The sequence below is a fragment of the Paenibacillus sp. BJ-4 genome (assembly GCF_020404765.1).
GTDB lineage: Bacteria > Bacillota > Bacilli > Paenibacillales > Paenibacillaceae > Paenibacillus.
Genome location: NZ_JAIVEM010000006.1, coordinates 156,111 through 174,781, shown reverse-complemented (window position 1 = coordinate 174,781; position 18,671 = coordinate 156,111). Strand labels below are relative to the sequence as shown.

Genomic DNA, 18,671 nt, shown 5'->3' with positions numbered 1-18,671 from the left:
TCCGTCACCCCATCCGAAACTTTGCTAGACCCTCTTTACATCTGTGTACGCATGATCTCCTGATAGGCTTCAATCGCTTTGTTTCGGACCTGTGTAGTAAGCTGCAGGGAAAGCAGCGCTTGCTGGGAAGTGATCATGACTTGATCCACATCAACTTTGCCTGCCATGAATTGGTCGGACATCTGGTGTGTAGCGGCTTCCTGCTGCCCCACTTCATTGAGAGCATCCTTTAGAAAGGAACCAAAATCTTTTATGGATTCGGAAGGCGTCGCTTTCGTCAACTCATTGTTAGGCGATTGAATCTGCTGTATTACCGGTGTCTGTACATTAAACATGGCGTTTTGAATCATGCTTTACTCTCCCTATTCAATAGTTAGTAGTCCTGGTACTTAGCGACCGATTTCAAGCGCTTTGGAAACCATCGCTTTTGATGCATTCAGAGCTGTTACATTGGCTTCGTACGAGCGTGTTGCGGAAATCATGTCAACCATTTCTTTCATAATGTCTACATTTGGCATATATACATAGCCATCTTTATCAGCGTCCGGGTGACCCGGATTATACACAGGCTTTAAAGGCGACTGATCTTCCTGAATTTGCGCAACCTTAACGCCAGCAGCACCTGTGCTGTTTCCTTCCATTTGAGCCTTCAAAACATCGGCAAAGCCAGATTGGTTCGGCTCCAAAACAACCGTTTTTCTCCGATATGGAATTGCTTGTCCATTCTCCACCTTGGCCCGAGTTGTCTCTGCGTTGGCGATGTTACTTGATATAACATCCATCCGCAGGCGTTGGGCCGTAAGTGCAGATGCGCTAATATCAAAGCCGTTGTTAATCTTCACCTAGTCCTATCTCCCTTCCACCGCTGTTCTCATCATTTTGATACGTTCAGAAATTTCCTGGATGTAGGTATTATATCTTAGTTGATTTTCAGCCATAAGACTCATTTCTCTGTCGATATCTACGTTGTTCATATTATTATTCATGACTGAGTACCCATCTCTGGTGACCGTGGCATCCGGAATGGAGTTCACAGGTCCTATCTGAAAATGTCTTGCATTGGTAACTTTTCCACGCAGTGGTGTTACATTACCGTCCGTTTGCTGCTGAAGCAGTTCTTCAAATGAAACCTCCGAACGCTTGAAATACGGGGTATCCGCATTGGAAATGTTGTCGGCTATCACACGTTGTCTCGTATTTGCCGCCTGTACACCTGCCTGAAGCTTTTGAAAGCTCACATCACCCAGCAGATTCATTTAGCTCCTCCCTTCCAACGTCTACTCCAAAGTAAGATTCAATAAAACAAGATTTTTCACTTTTTTTCGACAATTAAATTTCATAATTATACATTTCTCTTAGGTCTTAAGTAGAAAATAATTGCTTTCTGTCATATATTCTAAGTTTCGTAGAGTTGGGACCTAATTACAATAAGAAAAAAGCCCTATCTTTTTTAAAAAAGAGGGCTTTAGATGCATAAAATGTTAAATTTTTCAGGTTTTTTTCATGGAAATGGGCGTTTTTTTAGCACTTTACACCTGTAAAAGATTACACGTCCTACTTTTGGAATAGACAGAAAAATCATCAACTTGACTTTCATCTAGGTCTATATAACGGTGCAAGATAGTGTTATTCTGGACCCCGCACCCTATTTTTAGAAACCTAACTCATAAAATATACTGACTAAGGTCCCTGTTTTGGGCAATATCACCCAGCTTCTCACGTACATATTCGGGAGTAATAATCATACGATCCAATGTAAGCTCAGGAGCTTCGAAGGATAGGTCCTCCAGCAGCTTTTCTAAAATGGTATGCAGGCGGCGTGCTCCGATATTTTCCGTGTTCCGATTTACGGACTCGGCAATGCTGGCAATCTCGCGGATCGCATCCGTTGAAAATTCAACTTCGATCTCTTCAGTACGGAGCAGATCCGTATATTGCTTGGTCAGCGCATTTTTAGGCTCCGTCAATATCGACACAAACTCATCCAGGGTCAAACTACTCAGCTCGACACGGATAGGAAAACGGCCTTGGAGTTCAGGAATGAGGTCAGATGGCTTGGCGACATGAAATGCCCCAGCTGCAATAAACAGAATGTAATCCGTTCTTACCGGACCGTATTTAGTCATAATGGTAGATCCCTCGACAATAGGCAAAATGTCACGCTGGACACCCTCTCTCGAAACGTCGGGTCCACTACCCTTGCCCTGGCTCGCAATCTTATCTATTTCATCGATGAAAATAATACCGGACTGTTCAGCACGTCTCACAGACTCCTGTATCACATCATCGATGTCGATCAGCTTGGCGGCCTCATCCTGAATCAAAACTTTGCGGGCGTCCTTCACGGATAACTTGCGCTTCTTAGTCCGCTTGGGCAGAAAACTTCCGAACATCTCCTGCATATTCATACCCATTTGTTCATTTCCTTGCCCGGCAAACATGTCGAGCATATTGGGTGCGGTATCCTCCACATCAATCTCTATGATCTCATCCTCCAGCTTACCGGACAACAGATCAAATTTGACCTTACGTCGTTTCTCCGCCAAAGAAGCGTCCTGCTGTGGTGATTCTTCTTCTACTGAGGTTCCCGAGTTATTACCAAACAGCATTTCAAAGGGATTACGCTGCGATTTGTTGGACTTCCCCGCAGGTACAAGAATGCTGACGATCCGTTCATTGGCCATTTCCTCGGCTTTGTCCTTCACATTCTCTGTTCGCTCCGCCTTTACAATGCGAATGGAGGTCTCCATCAGATCACGTACCATGGATTCCACATCACGACCGACATAGCCCACTTCTGTAAATTTGGTCGCTTCAATCTTGACAAAAGGAGCTCCCACGAGCCGTGCAAGTCTACGAGCAATCTCCGTTTTACCTACACCTGTCGGCCCGATCATCAAAATATTTTTAGGCACAATCTCATCCCGAACATCATCCGGCAGCTTACTACGACGATAACGGTTGCGCAAAGCAACAGCCACAGATTTTTTAGCCTGCTTTTGTCCGACAATATACTTATCCAGCTCGGATACAATTTGTCTGGGCGTCAACGATTGATTTTTCATTTTGCACTCCTCCACCCTTGAATACTCAGAGCCGATTTACAGTTCTTCCACGATAATCTGATTGTTTGTATACACGCATATTTCCGAAGCGACTTCTAAAGCTTCCCGTGCCATATCCTTTGCATCCATATTAGTACCATGACGTTTGAACGCCCGAGCAGCCGCCAATGCAAAATTGCCACCTGAACCGATCGCAAGCACATCATCGTCCGGCTCGATAATTTCCCCGCCGCCGGAAATGAGCAGCATCCCGGAGGCATCCATTACAATCATCAACGCCTCCAGCTTGCGCAGAATACGATCCTGTCGCCAGTCCTTGGCCAGCTCCACGGCAGCCCGTTGCAGATTGCCGTGATGCTCCTCCAGCTTACTTTCAAACTTTTCAAATAATGTGATGGCATCGGCCACCGAACCCGCAAATCCTGCAACGACCTGTCCACGATACAGTCTGCGTACTTTTTTAGCCGTCTGCTTCATCACAACACTGTTACCGAACGTTACCTGTCCATCACCCGCAATAGCTCCTTTGCCATTGTGGCGTACAGCGCAGATGGTGGTAGCATGAAAGGACATATCCATAACGCGCTCCTCCTTTTCATTCATCCTTATGCCTGTACTTCAGCTGACATAACTCCCGTTTCATCGATGTAACGGCGCAAGCTTTCCAGCGCGCGATTAGCGAGCGCTTCGTTCTTTTCCTTCTTATTGCGAATCCGTGTCTCCAGTTTAGGCAGCAGACCGAAGTTTGCATTCATCGGTTGGAAATGCTTGAAATCAGCAGTCGTAATATACCGCGCCATGCTGCCAAGTGTCGTTTCCGCAGGAAATACAAACATTTCCTGTGCACGTGCCGCACGTGCCGCATTCATTCCCGCGAGCAAACCTGAAGCTGCTGATTCCACATACCCTTCTACGCCAGTCATTTGCCCGGCAAAAAACAAATTGCTTCTCCCCTTGAATTGATAGGTTGGACGAAGCTGCTGTGGAGAATTGATAAAGGTATTACGATGCATTACACCATACCGTACAAACTCTGCATTTTCGAGACCCGGTATCATAGAAAATACACGCTTTTGCTCCCCCCATTTGAGGTGAGTCTGAAAACCAACCAGATTATACAGCGTACCTGCAGCGTTATCCTGACGAAGCTGAACAACTGCATACGGCAGTTCGCCTGTATGTGGATTTACCAGGCCAACTGGCTTCATGGGTCCGAACAATGCCGTCTGTTTTCCACGCTGCATCATCACTTCGATGGGCATACAGCCCTCGAAATAGATTTCTTTTTCAAATTCCTTAACCTGTGCCACTTCAGCCGTAATCAAGGCCTCATAAAAAGCGTCAAATTCCGCCTCGTTCATCGGACAATTCAAGTAAGCTGCTTCTCCCTTATCGTAGCGAGAAGCCAGATAAACCTTGCTCATGTCAATGGAGTCCTTTTCGACAATCGGGGCTGCAGCATCGTAAAAGTAAAAATACTCCTCTCCCATCAGCGATTTAATCTGTTCTGACAAAGCTGGAGAAGTTAAAGGCCCCGTTGCAATAACCACAATGCCGTCCTGTGAAATTTCTTGAAGCTCTTCATTAACGACCTCAATCAGCGGATGCTGATGAAGCGTATCTGTAATATGGCCGGAAAATCCGTCACGATCAACTGCCAGCGCACCACCAGCCGGAACAGCATGACGATCCGCTGCGCTCAAAATCAAGGAATTTAGCATTCTCATTTCTTCCTTCAGCACGCCTACCGCGTTCGTTAGGCCGTTCGCTCGCAAGGAATTACTGCACACCAATTCGGCAAATTTATCTGTATGATGTGCCGGTGTCTTTACTACCGGCCTCATTTCATACAACTTAACAGGTACTCCACGGCTTGCAATTTGCCAGGCAGCTTCACTGCCCGCCAAACCTGCTCCGATGACCGTTACCTTTTGTATTTCACTCACGTTTAAATCCCCCTGCTATTGTTCTTCTTATGAAGTCTCTACACTCTCATCGCTCTCTTCCAACATTTCGCTGTGATCGCAGACGGTACAGTTGAGCTTCGTCCCCTGTTTCGTTCGTTTTTCAACCATTAGACCACTACAGCTTGGACAAGGCTTAATGGACGGTTTATCCCACGATACAAAATCACATTCCGGGTAGCGGTCACAACCGTAGAATACACGTCCTTTTTTACTCCGTCGTTCGACGACATGGCCCTCACCGCATGTAGGACAAGTGATCCCGATATCCTTGACAATTGGCTTTGTGTTGCGGCAATCCGGGAAGGCAGAGCAGGCCAGAAATTTACCAAAGCGGCCTAGCTTATACACCATTGGGCTACCACATTTATCACAAATGACATCAGACACTTCATCCTTAATCTCAATTTCCTTCATTTCTTCTTCTGCTACTTCCAGACGCTTTTCAAATGACTCGTAAAAGTCACTTAATACCTTAACCCAATTTCCTTCTCCCTCTTCTACGTGGTCAAGATCATCTTCCATATTGGCTGTAAACTCTACATTTAGAATCTCAGGAAAGAACTCCTCCATCTGCTCAATAACCAATTCCCCCAGCTCTGTAGGGAAGAACTTCTTCTCCTCAATGGCAACGTAACCGCGCTTCTGAATGGTTTCCAGCGTAGGTGCATACGTACTCGGGCGTCCTATACCCAATTCTTCCAGCGTTTTGACCAGTCGTGCTTCCGTATAACGAGGAGGCGGTTGTGTAAAATGCTGCTTGGGTTCAACCGATTCTTTTTTGAGCTTATCGCCCGGTTGAAGTGGTGGCAGCAGCTTATCTTCTTCGGTTTTACCGTCGTCATTCCCCTCTACATACACTTTCATGAAGCCTGGAAAACGAACCTTAGAACCGGCTGCCCGGAATATCGTCTCACCTGCTTCAATATCAACAGACAAGGTATCCATAATAGCGGAAGCCATCTGGCTCGCCATAAAACGTTCCCATACCAGTTTGTATAATCGGAACTGATCCCGGCTCATAAACGGCTTAACGGTTTCTGGATCACGCAAGGCGGAGGTTGGACGAATCGCTTCATGCGCATCCTGAGCGTTAGCCGATTTTTTTGAATACTGACGAGGACTTTCAGGTACAAAATCTTCGCCATATTTTTGAATGATGATTTCCTTTGCTTCCTCTTGAGCCGAAGCGGCGATGCGTGTGGAATCCGTACGCATATACGTAATCAGACCCACGGTCCCTTCTTTACCTAAATCAACGCCCTCATATAACTGCTGAGCTACAGACATCGTTTTGGATGCACGGAAATTGAGCTTCCGAGCTGCCTCTTGCTGTAATGAACTTGTTGTAAAGGGTGGAGAAGGATTACGCAGACGCTCTTTCTCCTTCACATCACGTACCTTGTAGGACGATTTGCCGATCGCCTCCAATACTTCCTGTACGTCCGCTTCACTGGAGAGCTCTTTCTTTTCCCCACGCAGCTTATGGAATTTTGCTTCAAAGGTGCTATCCTTAATAGCTAGTTTGGCTGTGATCGTCCAGTATTCTTCCGGTATAAACTCACTAATCTCGGTCTCACGATCCAAAATAATTTTCACCGCCACGGACTGCACACGACCTGCTGATAGACCTTTCTTTACCTTTTTCCACAGAAGCGGACTGATTTTGTAGCCGACAAGCCGATCAAGAATACGTCTGGCCTGTTGGGCATTGACTAGATCCATATTGATTTTACGTGGTGTTTTAAAAGCATCCTTAACAGCCTGCTTTGTAATTTCATTAAATACAACGCGGCAATCTGCTGTATCGTCCAGTTCCAGCGCATGTGCCAGATGCCAAGCAATAGCCTCGCCTTCGCGATCCGGGTCAGCCGCCAGATATACTTTTTTTACTTTTTTTCGGGCATCCTTTAATTCTTTTAGAATTGAGCCTTTACCTCGAATGGTAATGTATTTGGGATTAAAATCATTTTCGACCTCTACGCCGATCTGACTCTTCGGTAAATCCCTGATATGACCCATGGAAGCCTTGACGATATATTTGCTGCCTAAGTATTTGCCGATCGTCTTCGCCTTGGAAGGCGATTCCACGATGACGAGTGAATCCGCCATAGGCTCTTCCTCCTCTCGATTACATACATGAATAGGATAGTCTTCCTGAAATGTGGTGAGCTATAGTTCGTAGAGAGCTACGCGATGGATTTGATCTTACAATCGCTGTTGCTTTTTCAGATTCAAATTCAACGCTTCGCTAGTACGAGCTATAAATTCAACACATTTCAGGAAGTGCGGAGGGAGTAGAAATCCGCGGTGCGGATGAATGCAGTACTTCCCCCACCTGATGTTTAAAATTGAATTTGTACAATTACTAACTAAGGACTTTGCAAAAACAACTACTAAACAAGCTTGTATTTTGTGCCCGCGAGCTGGGCGATCCTTTTTTTTATGATTAACGATAACAGAACTCCGTGTAAAAGTCCAAAATCCCATGTAGTGGCTTCAAGCAGTTCATCCAGTGTCATGGTCCCCTGCTCCAGCAACAGCACGACACGATTCTCCTCGGGAGTTTCACTTTCTGATGCTTTCGAGATCTCCCTTACATCGAGACCCTGCTCTCTATTGTATGAAGAAACATCCCTTGTACGCAAATCTGCTGCATACTCTTCGATAATATCCGAAGCTTCAGTGACCGTTTTGGCCCCTTGCTTAATCAGATTCAGCGTCCCCCTACTCTTCGGTGACGTAATCGGTCCGGGAACAGCAAACACATCTCGATTTTCCTCCAGTGCAGCATCAGCTGTAATTAGAGAGCCACTTCTTGCATCTGCTTCGACGACAAGTGTCCCCTTCGTCAAGCCGGCAATAATCCGGTTACGCTGCGGAAACATTCCCGGATGCGACCTTGTGCCTGGTGGATACTCCGATACGATCAAGCCTCTGCTTGTCATCTCTGCAAATAAAGACGCATTTTGGGGCGGATAAATTTGATCAATCGCTGTTCCAAGCACACCAATTGTGTTTCCTCCCCGGCGTAGCGCTGTTTCATGGCAAATACTGTCGATTCCCCTCGCCAAGCCACTAACCACCGTAATCCCGGCATTACACAATCCCTCTGTTAGTATCTCCGCTGCTCTGCGTCCATAAGCAGTAGGAACGCGGGTTCCTACCATGGCTACAGCGCACGTATGCAAAAGTGATTTATCCCCTTTTGTATACATTACCCAAGGTGGGTCAATCGTTTCCTTCATTAATAGGGGATAATCCTCGTCTACATAAGTTATCGTTCCAATATCACCGGATTGAACTTGCTGATATCGTTCATGAACCCATTCTTCGTTGTAACACTGTGCCGCTAGGCGAGCCTGAGCAGAACTTAATCCTATCTCCATCCATTTCTGCTCACTAAAATCCAGCAGCTCGTGCAGTCGATAATCACTCGACCAAATACGCTGAATTGTTTTCCTTCCGATCCCCTCTAATTCATGTAAACCTAACAAAAGCCATCTTTCTTCCAACCTGCGGTTCCCCCATTCACGGGAAGAGTGAACCCTCCCTTATTTTGTGGCACATTGAATCATTTTGCAAGCGTTTCCCTGACAAGCCTGTCTCAACGCAAAAAAAGCAACCTTTTTATCCCCTGTTTCAGAAGACAAAAAGGTTGCTTACCTTTCCTTCATTATACACTAGCAGGCAACAAATTTCGATTTGTTTTTACAGCCCGCATATTAATGAAGAAACACAATTTAATGTGTCGTACACAAATCCAAAATTCCGCGTGCTTCCAGCACACTAACCAGCGTCAAGCCCATTTCGGAAGGAGTCGGTGCCACCTTGATCCCGCAAGCTTCAAGCGTAGCAATTTTTTCCTTGGCTGTCCCTTTTCCACCGGAAATTATGGCGCCGGCGTGCCCCATTCGTTTGCCTGGAGGTGCAGTCACACCGCCGATAAAACCAACCACCGGCTTTGTCATATTATCCCGAATCCACTCGGCAGCTTCCTCCTCAGCTGTGCCACCGATTTCCCCGATCATAATAACAGCGTGAGTTTTGGGGTCCTCATTGAAGCGTTGCAAAATGTCAATGAATTCCGAACCTTTCACAGGATCACCGCCAATACCAACCGCGGAAGATTGTCCTATGCCCCGGGTTGTCAGCTGATGCACTGCCTCATAGGTTAACGTACCACTACGTGACACAACACCTACATGACCTGGCAGATGGATGTAACCAGGCATGATGCCGATTTTACACTCACCCGGCGTAATAACACCCGGACAGTTCGGGCCGATCAGAACAGTCTTTTTACCTTCCATAAAACGTTTGACCTTGATCATATCCAGCACCGGAATGCCCTCGGTAATACATATTACGAGGTCTAACTCCGCATCCACAGCTTCCAAGATGGAATCCGCTGCAAAAGCCGGCGGTACGTAAATAACGCTCGCTGTTGCACCCGTAGCTTCCTTTGCTTCGCTCACTGTGTTAAACACCGGCAGCTTGACCTGTTGTCCGCTCTCCAGCGTGATTTCCACCTCTGTGCCACCTTTACCCGGAGAGGTGCCTCCTACCATCTGTGTGCCATAATCAAGCGCACCCTTGGCGTGAAACAACGCCGTTTTTCCCGTAATCCCCTGTGTAATCACCTTTGTATGCTTATCGACCAAAATACTCACGATCTTCACATCCCCTATCGTTTATTCGGCATATCGGAATGCAAACAGGCTATTGAACAAGTTCAACGATTTTTTGGGCGCCATCCGCCATGGAATCAGCTGCCACGATATTCAAGCCGGATTCCGCTAAAATCTGTTTGCCGAGCCCAACATTCGTCCCTTCAAGACGGACAACAAGCGGACGTGTCAGCCCCAATTGCTTGGCAGCCTCCACAACGCCGTTTGCAATGATGTCACACTGCATAATTCCGCCGAAAATGTTCACGAAAATACCTTTTACCTTCGGATCGGCCAAAATGATTTTAAACGCTTCGGTGACCTTTTCCGTCGTCGCACCGCCCCCTACGTCCAGGAAGTTGGCCGGATCGCCACCGTAATATTTAATAATATCCATCGTTGCCATCGCCAAGCCAGCACCATTGACCATACAGCCAATATTTCCGTCGAGAGCGATATAGCTCAGATCGTATTTGGATGCCTCAATCTCCTTCTCATCCTCTTCATCCAAATCACGCAACTCCAAAATATCCTTGTGGCGGAACAACGCATTAGAATCAAAATTCAGTTTGGCATCCAGCGCCATTACATTTCCATCACCTGTAACAACTAGAGGATTAATTTCTGCAATCGAACAGTCCTTGTCCACAAAAGCCTCGTACAATGCTAGCATAAACTTGACTGCTTTGTTTACCAGCTCATTAGGGATGTTAATGTCATAAGCCAGCTTACGGGCCTGATACACTTGAAGCCCAATCGCTGGATCAACGACTGCTTTAAAAATCTTCTCCGGAGTAGCCGCAGCTACCTCTTCGATTTCCGTACCGCCTTCTTCCGAGGCCATGATCACGATACGTCCGGTTGTACGATCTACAACAACACCGACGTAGTATTCTTTGCGAATATCGCAGCCTTCCTCTATCAAAAGGCGTTTGACCTCTTTACCTTCAGGTCCGGTCTGATGCGTCACCAGCACCTTCCCCAAAATTTCAGAAGCAAATGTTCGCACCTCATCCAAGCCTTTGGCTACCTTCACGCCGCCCGCTTTACCACGTCCACCAGCATGAATTTGTGCTTTTACCACCGTAACAGCGCTTCCAAGCGCTTCTGCCGCGGCTACGGCTTCTTCCACCGTATAGGCAACCTTGCCATTCGGTACAGCCACTCCGTACTGCTTTAATACTTCTTTACCCTGATATTCATGGATATTCATTCTGGAATCCTCCTATCAACATGACTGCAACAAGGGTGGTTCACAAGGAAATCTATACTAAACCTACATCATTGTAACATGTTTTTAAAACGCTTTCCTTATAATTTAACCTTATGAATTACAGTATTTTGATATCATTATCATTCCCAAAATCGAATGTTTGGATATTAATGGGTATTTATTTTTAATACATTTTAATACAACGGTACGCAAAAAAGCACCTCTCAAAATGGTTACTAATCCACCATGAGAGGCACTTTATTCCATCAGGCATTCTCTCTTACAGCTTAGAACCACTTATGCACTCAGATTGTAAGTGTAACTGAAAGTGCCTACTATGATTTTTCAATTTTCGCATTCGCTTGATGGACACGATCCAGCAGATCATTGAACTGCAGCAGAAGCGAACCAAATTGATCGTGGGTCATATTCGTTTTTTCCTGAATACATCCCGGTACAGATAAAGCTTTCTCTCGCAATGCACTTCCCTCTGTCGTCAAAGAAATCAGCACTTTACGCTCATCCTGAGTCGAACGCTTGCGATCAATCAGTCCGGCGTTTTGCAATCTCTTTAATAGCGGAGTCAATGTGCCGGAATCTAGGTACAACGCTTCACCCAATTCCTTCACGGTACATTCTTCACGCTCCCAGAGCACGATGAGCACCAGATATTGTGAATACGTCACACCAAGTTTATCCAGATAAGGCTGGTACAGTTTCGTAATCTCTCTGGAGCACGCATATATGGCAAAACATAACTGGTTATCAAGTTTTAATGCTGCACCTTCATTTTGATTATGGTCCATGTTGTCAGATCACCTACTTTCGTCACTATTTTAACACATTATATAGCAAAATACATGCTAATTGCACAAAATACTTTACAATTAATAATTATTTTGTTAAATTAAATTGTGTAAAATATAAATTGAGCGAGAGGCAGTGATTGAATTATGATGACCATTCAACAAAAAATGTATGAAACAACAGTAAAAGCGGTTGGTGGACGTAACGGGTATATCGAGTCTTCCTCTCCCGAACTTCGTTTAAATATTGATACACCAAAAGAAATGGGTGGTGCAGGCGGTGCAGGAACAAATCCGGAGCAATTGTTCGCGGCAGGGTATTCCGCCTGCTTTGACAGTGCTTTAAATATGGTTGCCCGCATGCAACGTGTTAAGCACGAAGGTACCGAAGTAACAGCTACAGTCCAATTCGGTAAAGTGGAGGACGGCGGCTTCGGAATTGGAGTAAACCTTGACGTACTGGTAAAAGGTGTAGACCATGAGACAGCAGTAAAACTGGTGGAAGGCGCACATGAGCAATGTCCATACTCCCGCGCTACCCGCGGAAATATTGAAGTAAAGCTGAACGTCCTGTAACTGAGATTTTATTGAGCAGGAGGCCAGTTTCTTTCTCTAGTTGATTCAACATTATGAATAAACGAATTCACAGCACAGCCTCTTAGCCGTTCCCGGTTGGGAGGCTTTTTATCCTTTCGGCTACGTGCTCATTAGAGGGCTCATAACTAATGTTTTTTCCATCAAGTAACATGGAAGATGATGCATAATCGTATATACGAAATTGATATACTCATAGTATAATCACATTGTCATAATTTTTTTTGCTTCTCCAGAACTTTGCGTCTGGAGCTTTTTTTTGCCCTCATATTTCCCCAATCTGACCTGCAAAGTGTATATAAAAAATAACCGCGTGTAACCACTTTATTTCATATTAGTCCTCGGTAAAACTAGCTCTTGCCCTATCCATATTACGATATTGAATAGCTTCAGCGACATGTGAGGTCTTGATTTTCTCCGACTCATTTAAGTCCGCAATGGTGCGAGACAGCTTGAGAATTCGATCATATGCACGCATGCTTAAACCAAGTGCATCCATCGTCTGATTGAGCAGCTCAGCCGCGCTCTGTTCTAATACCGCATATTTACGAAGCATCTGCCCCGACAACTCACTATTCCATGAAAAAGAAAGCTTGCCGTATCTGCGGGTTTGTATCGCTTGTGCAGCCAGCACCTGCCTTCGCATTTCAGCCGACGACAACGATTCTTTTTCCTCCCGCCAATCCTTCGGCTGCGATACTTCAAGCTGGAGATCAATCCGATCCAGTAACGGACCGGAAATACGCGAACGGTAGCGGGCTACCGCAGAAGGTGAACAGGTACAACGCTGATGCTCCATGTCACTGCCGAAAAATCCACAGTGACAACCGTGTAGATAATACCTTGGGATTATATATCACAAAAGAGACAAGGTTTTTTCCGAGCGAACCTCCTGAAGAGATCAACACATCTGGAGCACGTATTCGTTATCATCGGATGCTTCGTAATCTTACAATTAAAGAGCTGGCAGTTAAAGCTGGCATATCAGACGTAGCACTCAGCAGAATCGAGAGAGATATTAATCCCGCGAAGCCTAAAACGCTCCGCACTCTATCTGAGTTACTTGGGCAGCCAATATCTTATCTTGGTTGCTTTGAGGAGATGCCTGAAGGCACTATAGGCGAGAAAATAAAGAAGGCCAGGCACTATTATGGCATAACCAAAACTGAATTAAGTGCACGAATGAAAGTTGATGCAAAGACCATCTATAATTGGGAATTAGATAGAACGCCTCTTCCTTCCAAGTATCACAATTCCATTGAAGCATTTACAGAAATCATATCATCGTGAATTCTTTACCCACACTTCATAGTTTTTAACAAATCACAACAAAAAGAGCCAATGGTTTTTTCTCATTGGCTTCTTCTAACTAGGGCGTGTCTTCAAAGTGTTTAAGTAGGAATATATTGGTTAAAACCATTAAATGAGTACACGATATGAAATTCAAGATCAACAATGGCGGCAGATTCAAGATCTTTTTCCACCTGAACGAAAACCACAAGGAGGACGTCCTGCAGTGGACAATCGAATCATGTTGAATGCCATGCTATGGGTGGCCCGTTCAGGCGCCCCTTGGCGTGATTTGCCCGATTTCTTTCCCAATTGGAAATCTGTCTACACCCGCTTTCGACGCTGGCAGAAAGCGGGGATTTGGGATGAAGTGTTAAAACACGTTTCGCTGGATTCCGATGAGGAAAGCGTGATGATTGATGCCACGATTGTGCGAGTTCACCAGCATGGATCAGGCGCAAAAGGGGGCAAAGCAAGCAAGCGATCGGACGTTCCCGTGGCGGATTAAGCACCAAAATTCATGCTGTGGTGGATGCGTTAGGCAACCCACTTCGCTTGGAATTGACCGGAGGCGAGGCGCATGATTCCGTCCATGGATACGAAATGCTTAAAGCCATGAAACTGACCATGAAGCAAGTCTTGGCCGACCGAGCTTACGATACGAATGCAATCCGGGCTTTTTTGGAAGAACAGCGGGCCATCCCCGTGATTCCGGGTAAGAAAAACCGCCGAGTGCCCCCAAAATATGATCGGGACATCTACAAAGAACGTCACTTAGTAGAATGTTTCTTTAATAAAGTAAAAAACTACCGTCGTCTGGCGACTCGCTATGATAAATTAGCGTGTACGTTCAAGGCGTTTTTGACCTTGGCATCCATTTTAGTGTGGCTTGCTTAAGTTTGAAGACACGCCCTAGTACAGGGATGATTTCTCTTTCAACATCCCGATACTCGTAGGACAACTTCGACGACTGGGCCACAATCCGCGACATCGCGGGATTAGGCGGATTTTACGGGTCAATTAATAGTGGGAATCCCAGTTTTTCGCCACTTGTCAGGTAACGTGCTAAAAAATGAAGTACACCCCCGCTTCCGGAAAATAAATCGGCTGTCCGGTAAGACGTACCGTCCATATTCCAAATTGCAGAGCCGTTCTCTTCATCCCGTAACCTACAGATTATATTTGCTATACGTGAGGCTCTTGAGTACCACTGTTGATCCTTCAATACTCGACTAGCTTCAAGATATACTTCACCTAGACCGGCAAGGCCGTGACTGATGCTGAAATTGTAGTAGGAAACTGATTCCGGGTAGGAACTTAATGCATTCACGGCAAGTTTTTTATAAATACTTTTTGATGTATGTTCATAGAGCTTCAAAAATGTTAGAGCGTGTCCAAGCGTTCCATGTGCCCACCATAAGTCTCGATCTTTTATTTCAAGACTCTTACTCCATCGTCTTGATCCTCCATCAACGAAGGAATTCTTCAGTAAAAAATCGATGGCTTTTTCTATATGATGCTGCATCACCTTGTTTTTAAATCGAGAAACGTATTCACTGAGGAAGTATAAAATTCCGCTCACTCCGTGTGCAAATCCCATATACACATCACCGCCAATGGTTTGCATATTCTCAGGAATAGTCCAAGCTCCATCGCTATTTTGATTCTCAATCAAGTATTCGGCATACCTATGAGAGAGTTCCAACAGACGATCATCGCGTAAGCGATCAAAACAAATAAGTACGGCAATTCCTTGGCCAGCTGCTCCATGGGTGAGATCCGGCCAGTTTAGCTCACCCTCCAAAGAGCGTTTGATAAACGTTTCTATTGCTTTCGTATGCAAACAAAGTCCTGCCGAAAGGGCTTCAGCGACGGCTACTGCTACCCCTGCTTCACCAAAATGTAGCCCAGGTAATTCTTTAATCGGATCGGTTTCCAGTAGCCAATTCACGGTACGGTTAATCTCCTGATTCACAAAATCGGTTTGATAGCCTAATCTGGCAAGTCTGCTGAACAAGTACACACTGCCAGCTACACCGGTATTGGCATTCCTGTATACAGCGAGCTTTTTCCACTGGCGGGAAACAATTTCATTGCTAAAAAGATTAATGTCTGGTGATCCCAATAGCTGAGAATTTTCGTCACGATCTGCGCGATAAATCATTCCGTGCATCCCTTTGTGTATCACATCGTTTATCGTGTTCATCGATATTCCGTTGCTACTATTCTTCGGGCTTCTTCCGCACTGTAACAACTCGATCTCTTTTTTAATAATTTGTTGAATGTTTTTTAAACAGGGTCTGTTTTGAGAAGAGTTGTCTAGGAGCGAATATGCGGTAGCAAGAAAGTCTCTGGATATACCAGAAATCGCAATTGCAGAATTAAAATTATTGTCACGGGAAAGTCGGTCAGGAGCCATTTTGGTAAACAAAAAAAAGAGTAGGCAGCCTATGGAGTACAGATCATCCTCAAATTCCGGAGCGCCTCCTTTTTCTTGGTTCGGAGATATATATCCCGGAGTTCCCAATTGAAAGGGAATATTCGGATCGTTGATGAAATGGGTTAACTCTAGATCCAGCAAAAATACGTTTCGTGTTGTTTTTTGTATCATTATATTCGCCGGTGTCAGATCCCGGTGGACATAACCCGCAAGGTGCATATTTTCAACAATGGAACAAAGTTCGGATATGGTGTTCAATAAAGCAATCTTGTGGTCCGTAGGCTGTGTCGACCAGGAATGCGTCTGGTATTGCATGACTACCTGCTCTAAAGTTTGCCCTTGTATATATTCCATGATTAAATAACCATAGTTCCGGGTCGATATATATTGTTCCACTTTAGGTATAGGTAAAATATCCTGCAGATTGCGATGTAATTTTTCTTGGGACTGAAGGCGATTTCGTCCATCACGTTCGAGGAAGTCCGATATGCAGTAGGCTTTGGCTTGCTTTAAAATTTTATATTGAACTTCACCAGGGTGTACCAGGTCCAAGCAGAGCGCAACACCTCCGGTTGGATGCGATTTAATAGCATCAACGATCATGTACCTGGCCATGATGAGTCGACTTGGCTCATTTTTCAAAATATGACAATGTTTCATGAACGGATTTCGTACAAATTCGGGATGTGGAGTATTGTAAGAATCTCTAACCAAATCGCCGTTCGGGTTTAGTATACAAGTATAGGTGTACCCTAATCGATCCCTTTCGAGAATGGAATGAAAAGCACCATATCTGGCATACACGATTTTCCCGAGTCTCAAGTCCGATTCTACGGTAGGGCCTTGGAAATCAGGAGTAAGGACATTCAGAATTTCAGCAATTTCTACCGCTTCATGATCCGAATTCGTATAGACGGTTATAAATTTCCCTACTTGATATAGTCCGAGAAGCCCCAGGTTTAACTGAGTCAATAAACGACTGTTTTTAATGACTTTGAAGCTGATATTTCTTTGAAGAAAGATAGGAACAACCAATCTTAGCAGTTTTTCCGCTTGCGTCGGAATGGTTGATATATGTATTTTCCACCCTTGAGAATTTGCAACAGCACCGTGTTGTATCCATTCCGATTGGATATCAAAGATACTTTTATCTTCGTTTATGCTGCTGAGAATGGAATAATAATCATGAACGATTTCATTCATAAGCTCAAGCTCCCTTTAAAATGTATTCAATAGAAAGCAGGCCGTAAAAAACCCAAAGAGTTATACGGCCAAACTTCCCAAAAAAATGTTGTTATCCGAAAGTGATCCTCTTGCCTTACGAACAACTTCCAACGACTGTCGTTAATATAGTACATGACTCTACTGAAATGCCAGTGAGACCGTTCAGTATTTTATCTGGATTAAGGGAAAGAATATTTTGCCTCAAGGCAGGATGGGTAATGTTTAGTTCTTGCACAATTTGGTCCGGGTCATTTGCCAATTTACTAAAAAAATCCTTATCGTTGTTGGCTTTGTTTCGCATCGTTTCAATCAGATGCTCTTTTAACTCAAGGTCTGTTAAATTTTCCATGAAGGTAACCTCCTAATATTTTTGTAATGACGGATTGTCAAGCTAAGTGCGACAACTCTTCCATTCCAGCCGAAACACTACGTGGGCGATTATTGATGAGGTGGACGGCCTGAGCCAATTCTTCCTCGGTCACCCCAGCAAAAGCATGTCCCTTCGGGAAGAATTCCCGGAGGAGGCAATTCAAGTTTTCGTTAGAGCCACGCTGCCAGAACGAGGTAGCCGTCAAAATCGCTGTAGTCGATATTAGCGCTGGCGAGAACACTAAAGGCAACTTCTATAGAGTGAGCCGTGCGATCCGGGATTTTAAGGGCCATATACTGCCGGGTTTTACGCTTGATAAAAGTGGTTGTACAACGCCTTACTCTTACCTCGACTAGAAACCACTGTATCCAGTTTCCAATGACCAAAGGTTTCCCGTGTTCGTACTTTTACTTCTTTAGGCCTTTGATGAATGGTTTGGCCCACCCGGAAACGTCCGCGGGTTTCGGTGGGTTTTCGCCGTTTTCCTTTATGGAGTAAGAAACGTACTTCACCTGCGACTAAAGCCCTGCATACATCCAGCGGTAAAAGGATTTCCCTCGGCTCTATGTTTTTATGCAATCTGCATAGGCGACCAGGTTTGCTCTAACTTCTGCTCCCTTCATTAGCAAGCTCGGGCGTATATTTACCGGCAGGAACAGAGGCTGTTCTCCAATGCTCAGAGGCCTCTTGGGCCTTCTGAATGCTTTAGCCGTATCAGTCTTCCACGCTTAAGTTCTCGGGCGATGGTCGAGTGATACCGCTTTAACTTACGGCTGATTTAATGAATCCATACATGGACTTTTACTTTTTTAGCTGGAGCACTTCATATTACAATCTGTCATATACAAATAAAGTTCCCAATTTTAAGTTTTTAATGTATCAAAAAAACGGGTTTGAACCGGAACGAAGGTCTGGCGCTCGACTGTGGCAGACGCTGTAAATGAGGCATTCAGCTTTTTCATCTAAAAGTAGAGCTGACGATGATTGACTCGATTGGCTTTGTACCAGTGACTCGCTTTCCTCCACTCGCGCAGA

At 45.0% G+C, this 18,671-nt stretch carries 16 protein-coding genes and 2 pseudogenes; 3 read left to right on the top strand and 15 right to left on the bottom strand.

Annotation, left to right across the window (positions count from 1 at the left end; all coding sequences use genetic code 11):
• Positions 1–35 precede the first annotated feature (35 nt).
• From fliE to LCF57_RS02600, 11 genes are all read right to left on the bottom strand, one after another.
• Positions 36–350, bottom strand: a complete 315-nt coding sequence (fliE, locus tag LCF57_RS02650; RefSeq protein ID WP_025718474.1) for a flagellar hook-basal body complex protein FliE — start codon at positions 348–350, stop codon at positions 36–38.
• Between the two features lie 39 nt (positions 351–389).
• Positions 390–842 (bottom strand): flagellar basal body rod protein FlgC, encoded by a 453-nt coding sequence (gene flgC, locus LCF57_RS02645; protein WP_152381334.1) that lies wholly within the window; start codon positions 840–842, stop codon positions 390–392.
• A 6-nt stretch (positions 843–848) separates the two neighbouring features.
• On the bottom strand, positions 849–1,256 hold the full coding sequence (gene flgB, locus LCF57_RS02640; RefSeq protein WP_225999327.1) for a flagellar basal body rod protein FlgB: 408 nt from the start codon (positions 1,254–1,256) through the stop codon (positions 849–851).
• A gap of 408 nt (positions 1,257–1,664) precedes the next feature.
• Positions 1,665–3,065 (bottom strand): ATP-dependent protease ATPase subunit HslU, encoded by a 1,401-nt coding sequence (hslU, locus tag LCF57_RS02635; RefSeq protein WP_225999326.1) that lies wholly within the window; start codon positions 3,063–3,065, stop codon positions 1,665–1,667.
• Between the two features lie 36 nt (positions 3,066–3,101).
• Positions 3,102–3,644, bottom strand: a complete 543-nt coding sequence (gene hslV / locus LCF57_RS02630) for an ATP-dependent protease subunit HslV (protein ID WP_225999325.1) — start codon at positions 3,642–3,644, stop codon at positions 3,102–3,104.
• Between the two features lie 26 nt (positions 3,645–3,670).
• Positions 3,671–5,011, bottom strand: coding sequence for an FADH(2)-oxidizing methylenetetrahydrofolate--tRNA-(uracil(54)-C(5))-methyltransferase TrmFO (gene trmFO, locus LCF57_RS02625; RefSeq protein WP_225999324.1), 1,341 nt, complete (start codon positions 5,009–5,011; stop codon positions 3,671–3,673).
• A 27-nt stretch (positions 5,012–5,038) separates the two neighbouring features.
• Entirely contained in the window at positions 5,039–7,141 is a 2,103-nt protein-coding gene (topA, locus tag LCF57_RS02620; protein WP_225999323.1) for a type I DNA topoisomerase, read from the bottom strand.
• A gap of 284 nt (positions 7,142–7,425) precedes the next feature.
• Positions 7,426–8,544, bottom strand: coding sequence for a DNA-processing protein DprA (gene dprA, locus LCF57_RS02615; RefSeq protein ID WP_225999322.1), 1,119 nt, complete (start codon positions 8,542–8,544; stop codon positions 7,426–7,428).
• Positions 8,545–8,772: 228 nt separating this feature from the next.
• On the bottom strand, positions 8,773–9,702 hold the full coding sequence (gene sucD / locus LCF57_RS02610; RefSeq protein WP_225999321.1) for a succinate--CoA ligase subunit alpha: 930 nt from the start codon (positions 9,700–9,702) through the stop codon (positions 8,773–8,775).
• A 49-nt stretch (positions 9,703–9,751) separates the two neighbouring features.
• On the bottom strand, positions 9,752–10,912 hold the full coding sequence (gene sucC, locus LCF57_RS02605) for an ADP-forming succinate--CoA ligase subunit beta (protein ID WP_025718456.1): 1,161 nt from the start codon (positions 10,910–10,912) through the stop codon (positions 9,752–9,754).
• 335 nt (positions 10,913–11,247) lie between these two features.
• Positions 11,248–11,718 carry a MarR family winged helix-turn-helix transcriptional regulator gene (locus tag LCF57_RS02600; RefSeq protein ID WP_225999320.1) on the bottom strand — a complete coding sequence of 157 codons (471 nt, stop codon included), beginning with the start codon at positions 11,716–11,718 and terminating at the stop codon, positions 11,248–11,250.
• A 147-nt stretch (positions 11,719–11,865) separates the two neighbouring features.
• Here LCF57_RS02600 and LCF57_RS02595 point away from each other — a divergent pair, with 147 nt between their 5' ends.
• Positions 11,866–12,294 (top strand): organic hydroperoxide resistance protein, encoded by a 429-nt coding sequence (locus LCF57_RS02595; RefSeq protein ID WP_225999319.1) that lies wholly within the window; start codon positions 11,866–11,868, stop codon positions 12,292–12,294.
• Between the two features lie 352 nt (positions 12,295–12,646).
• On the opposite strand, the pseudogene LCF57_RS02590 reads toward LCF57_RS02595, so the two are convergent.
• Positions 12,647–13,147, bottom strand: a pseudogene (locus tag LCF57_RS02590) (ATP-binding protein); the annotation flags it as partial.
• A gap of 8 nt (positions 13,148–13,155) precedes the next feature.
• On the opposite strand from LCF57_RS02590, the gene LCF57_RS02585 reads away from it, so the two are divergent.
• Complete coding sequence (locus tag LCF57_RS02585; protein WP_225999318.1) at positions 13,156–13,602, top strand: helix-turn-helix transcriptional regulator; 447 nt, start codon at positions 13,156–13,158, stop codon at positions 13,600–13,602.
• 133 nt (positions 13,603–13,735) lie between these two features.
• A protein-coding gene (locus tag LCF57_RS02580; protein WP_413232177.1) for an IS5 family transposase occupies positions 13,736–14,499 on the top strand; the annotation gives its coding sequence in 2 pieces (ribosomal slippage) (positions 13,736–14,077 and positions 14,080–14,499; 762 coding nt in all).
• 112 nt (positions 14,500–14,611) lie between these two features.
• Here the strand turns inward: LCF57_RS02580 and LCF57_RS02575 are convergent.
• The 3 genes and pseudogenes from LCF57_RS02575 to LCF57_RS28075 all read right to left on the bottom strand — a co-directional run.
• Positions 14,612–17,245 carry a lanthionine synthetase LanC family protein gene (locus LCF57_RS02575; protein ID WP_225999316.1) on the bottom strand — a complete coding sequence of 878 codons (2,634 nt, stop codon included), beginning with the start codon at positions 17,243–17,245 and terminating at the stop codon, positions 14,612–14,614.
• 115 nt (positions 17,246–17,360) lie between these two features.
• Positions 17,361–17,615: a hypothetical protein gene (locus LCF57_RS02570; RefSeq protein WP_225999315.1), complete on the bottom strand. Its 255-nt coding sequence runs from the start codon at positions 17,613–17,615 to the stop codon at positions 17,361–17,363.
• A gap of 79 nt (positions 17,616–17,694) precedes the next feature.
• Positions 17,695–17,823: pseudogene (locus tag LCF57_RS28075) on the bottom strand (IS30 family transposase); the annotation flags it as partial.
• Positions 17,824–18,671: the final 848 nt, after the last annotated feature.

Coding starts and splice junctions, on each gene's coding strand:
- hslU (WP_225999326.1), bottom strand. CDS start 3,065: ATGAAAAATCAATCGTTGACGCCCAGACAAATTGTATCCGAGCTGGAT.
- LCF57_RS02575 (WP_225999316.1), bottom strand. CDS start 17,245: ATGAATGAAATCGTTCATGATTATTATTCCATTCTCAGCAGCATAAAC.
- hslV (WP_225999325.1), bottom strand. CDS start 3,644: ATGGATATGTCCTTTCATGCTACCACCATCTGCGCTGTACGCCACAAT.
- LCF57_RS02595 (WP_225999319.1), top strand. CDS start 11,866: ATGATGACCATTCAACAAAAAATGTATGAAACAACAGTAAAAGCGGTT.
- flgB (WP_225999327.1), bottom strand. CDS start 1,256: ATGAATCTGCTGGGTGATGTGAGCTTTCAAAAGCTTCAGGCAGGTGTA.
- LCF57_RS02600 (WP_225999320.1), bottom strand. CDS start 11,718: ATGGACCATAATCAAAATGAAGGTGCAGCATTAAAACTTGATAACCAG.
- fliE (WP_025718474.1), bottom strand. CDS start 350: ATGATTCAAAACGCCATGTTTAATGTACAGACACCGGTAATACAGCAG.
- sucC (WP_025718456.1), bottom strand. CDS start 10,912: ATGAATATCCATGAATATCAGGGTAAAGAAGTATTAAAGCAGTACGGA.
- topA (WP_225999323.1), bottom strand. CDS start 7,141: ATGGCGGATTCACTCGTCATCGTGGAATCGCCTTCCAAGGCGAAGACG.
- LCF57_RS02570 (WP_225999315.1), bottom strand. CDS start 17,615: ATGGAAAATTTAACAGACCTTGAGTTAAAAGAGCATCTGATTGAAACG.